Origin of the sequence: Microlunatus ginsengisoli, from assembly GCF_039537205.1 — a bacterium.
In the GTDB taxonomy this organism is placed as follows: domain Bacteria; phylum Actinomycetota; class Actinomycetes; order Propionibacteriales; family Propionibacteriaceae; genus Microlunatus; species Microlunatus ginsengisoli.
Genome location: NZ_BAABAB010000065.1, coordinates 1 through 3,277 on the forward strand (window position 1 = coordinate 1; position 3,277 = coordinate 3,277).

At 67.7% G+C, this 3,277-nt stretch carries 3 protein-coding genes; all 3 read right to left on the bottom strand.

What is annotated here, in order from left to right; genetic code table 11:
- Positions 1-288, bottom strand: a 288-nt coding sequence (locus tag ABD747_RS26600; protein WP_344810186.1) for a DUF6262 family protein, incomplete at its 3' end; no start/stop codon positions are given.
- Complete coding sequence (locus ABD747_RS26605; RefSeq protein ID WP_344810187.1) at positions 285-2,186, bottom strand: tyrosine-type recombinase/integrase; 1,902 nt, start codon at positions 2,184-2,186, stop codon at positions 285-287. The genes ABD747_RS26605 and ABD747_RS26600, both read right to left, overlap by 4 nt.
- Positions 2,152-3,237: a tyrosine-type recombinase/integrase gene (locus ABD747_RS26610; protein ID WP_344810188.1), complete on the bottom strand. Its 1,086-nt coding sequence runs from the start codon at positions 3,235-3,237 to the stop codon at positions 2,152-2,154. The genes ABD747_RS26605 and ABD747_RS26610 overlap by 35 nt, the downstream gene beginning before the upstream one ends.
- Between the last annotated feature and the right edge of the window lie 40 nt (positions 3,238-3,277).

The window sequence follows — 3,277 nt, forward strand, 5'->3', positions numbered from 1 at the left end:
CTTGTTGAGGCGTCGGAGTTGCTCGTCGTGGCGTCGAACTTTCTCGGCGAGGGCGTCGACGGCGGCGTGGAGAGTGGCGATCTGGTCGGTGAGTCCGGTGATGCTTCCGCTGTCGGCGGTGCGGTGGCGGTGTTGTTCGATGACGGCGCGGATGGTGGGGTCGCGGTAGAGGCTGCTGCGGCCGAGGCCGGTCAGGTCGGCGACGGCGGTGAAGGTGACGGTGTGTCCGTCGTGGTCGAGTTGGGCGCAGGCTCGTTCGACTTGTTTGAGGGTGTTGGTGTTGGTCATCCGGTGGCCTCGTTGATCAAGATGTCGAGTCGGGCGATGAGTCGTTGGTGGCGTTCGGCTTCGTCGATCCAGCCGCGTTCGGCGGCGTCGCGGGCCAGGGCTTCGGCGTCGACGCGTTGGGCGGCGAGGATGGGCAGTGAGCTGGGTTCGGCTCGGTAGCTGGGGCAATGCTCGCAGATGTTGGCGTAGGTGCAGGCGCCCTGGGCCGGCGCGCGGAGGCAGAATCCGCCGGCCATGCGGGACTTCAGCAGGGGTGTGTCTTTCCAGTCCCGGCCGCCGGTGATGTCGGTCAGTGGCAGGCTGGTCCGGCCGCTGGGTGGGGTGCGGGCTTGCTGCTTGGCCAGGTCGAGCGCGCGCTCGTACTCGTCTTTGACGGTGGTGTCGAACAGTCGTCCGTAGCGCAGGCTCATCTCGGCGGAGGCGTGTCCGAGCAGCGCCATCAACGCTTGCAGGGAGACGCCGGCGTTGACCAGGGCGGTGGCGTAGGTGTGGCGGAGTTGGTGGGGTGTGATGTGGTCCAGCCCGGCGTGTTGGGCGGCTCGGCTGAGTTCGGCGCGGACGGCTTGCTGACCGAGCCGGCGGCCGTGGTGGGTGAACAAGAACTGCGCGGGTCGGCGGTAGCGGGGGTGCGGCATCGCGCGTCCGGGTGAGCGGTGCTCGATGATGTGGTCGATCAGGTCGAGGATCTCGGCATCGATCGGGATCATCCGTTCGGTGTCGAGTTTGCCGAGCGGGACCTTCAGCCAGCTGCCGTGGTCGGGCACCTCGTGGACACAGTCCAGCTCGAGGTCGAGCAGTTCCCCGATCCGTAGCCCACACGCTCGTTGCAGCCGCAATGCGGCCGCGGCCAGGACGTTGTCTGGTCGAGTGGTCAAGGCCTCGGTGAGGCGTCGGTCAATGTCGACGGGCAGGTAGCGCGGCAGCGCCCTCGGCAGTTTCGGTGTGTCGTCGCGGAACAGCAGCTTGCGGGGTGGTGCATCGGGCCATCCCCACTCGGTGATGTCGGCGAGGAACCCAGCGACGGCCAGAACTCGGCGGGACCGGTCGGCGACGGAGATCGGCTCGCCGGTTCTGGAGTCGAGGGCGTCGACCAGAGAGGTCAGGTAGGGCTCGATATGACGGCACCGGTCCAGCCGAGCCACCGAGGTCAGGCTTGGGTCGGTGTCGGCCAAGAAGACGCCGAAGTGGGTCAGCCGGGTCGCGATCGATGTCACCGTCTTGGGTCGACAGGTCGCCCGTTTCCGTTCCAGGTAAGCAATCATCGTGGTCCTGATCGGTGGCGACACCTCGGCCATCCGGTCGGTGAACGGGATCGGTCCGCCCGATCGTGGGAGCTGGTCGACCACACCGAGATGGAACAACACCCGCTGGGTGTTGCTGACCGCTGCCAGATAGTGCTGATGGCCCTTCCCGGTCCGCCGCTGCCGGTCTCGACACGCGGCCGTGAACTCGGCCAGGTCGGTGAGGGTCAGCCGCGACAGCGGACGCCCGGCTTGGATCAGCAGCCGCGCCGGCACCTGTGACCCGGTCGCGAACCGCACCCGCTCGGTGAACCCGAGCTCAGCCGCGGCGCCCAGGAACGCCTCCAGGTCCCCGGCCAGCGGGGAGCCCTTGATCTCTCGCCAGATCGGCGACAGCTTCCGTTCGAGCAGATAGTCATAGCCCGGCCGCAGCCCGCCGTGCAGCATCAGAAACGTGATGATCGGCCGGGTTGCGCTGCCCGCAGCCAGCCGAACCGGCAACGGCTCACCCGCCCACGCCTGCGGGTCTGGCCACCGCCGGAAGAAGACCCGCGCAGCCTGGAAGTAGGAGGTGTTGCCTCTCCCAGTCGCGGCGAGGTGATCACAGTAGACGGCGTGCCAGTCAAGGCTGGGAACGGAGCCGGTCGCGAGCTGCATCGAACTCTGCTTTCACGTGCGTGGGGGCCAGGTGGACGTAGCGGGCGGTGGTGTCGACGTGGGCATGGCCAAGCAGTGCCTGCATCACGGCAAGATCAACTCCGGCTTCGGCCAGCGCAGTGCCGAAGGTGTGCCGCAACGCGTGGGGATGTCCACCGACGATCCCGGTCAGCTCGCGGTGGTAACGAAAGATCGTCCGCAGCCCGGCCGCCGACAACGGCTGTCCCCGGTTCGGGCCCTTGGCCACCAAGAACAACCGACTGCTGCCCGACTCGGGCCGCTCGGCCAGAAGATACACCTGGATGACTGAGGCAACGTCGGCGTCCAGCGGGACCCGACGTTCCCGTTGCCCCTTGCCGAGCACCGTGAGCCAGCGGCCGCCGATGTCGACATCGGTCACGTCCAGCGCCAACACCTCCGCCGAGCGGAGCCCGCAATACAGCATCAGCCCGGCAATCGCGCGGTCGCGCCAGGTCCGAAAGCTGGCCAGCAACTCGGCCGCCTCCAGCGTCGGCAGCGCTGTCGGCAGCCGACGCGGTTCCCGTAACCGCAGCGAGGACCGGCTCTTCGGCCGACGAGCAGTGTGCGCCAACATCCCGCTGCGCTCACCTGAGGTCAGCCAGCGGGCCTCCCGGCCCTTCGGGACCGGATTCTTCCGGGACGGATCCCGCATCGCCGCGAAGGTGAACAACCCCGAGATCGCCGCGAGCCGCCGGTTGATCGTGGTCGCTGCGTACTGGTCCATCCGTCGACCCGATAGCCGGACCACGTTCGGCCCGGGCCGGCCCGGCACCTTCGCCTCCCGGCACGCCCGCAAGAACGCCAACAGCACGTCGGTGGTCACTCCCGCCAGCTCGAGATCCTCCCCATCCAGCCATCGGCAGAACCCAAGCAGGTCGTAGCCGTAGGCGCGCACGGTCTTCGGGGAGTAGTTCCGATCCGCCAGATACCCCAGGTAGTCATTCACCAGCCCGAAACGGACCGCTGCCGACCCGGCCAGCACCCACCCGCCGTCGCGTTCAACGAGTCGAAGACCATCGTCGAAGATCACGGAAACAGATGTACCAACAGTGACTACCAAAACGTCCGCA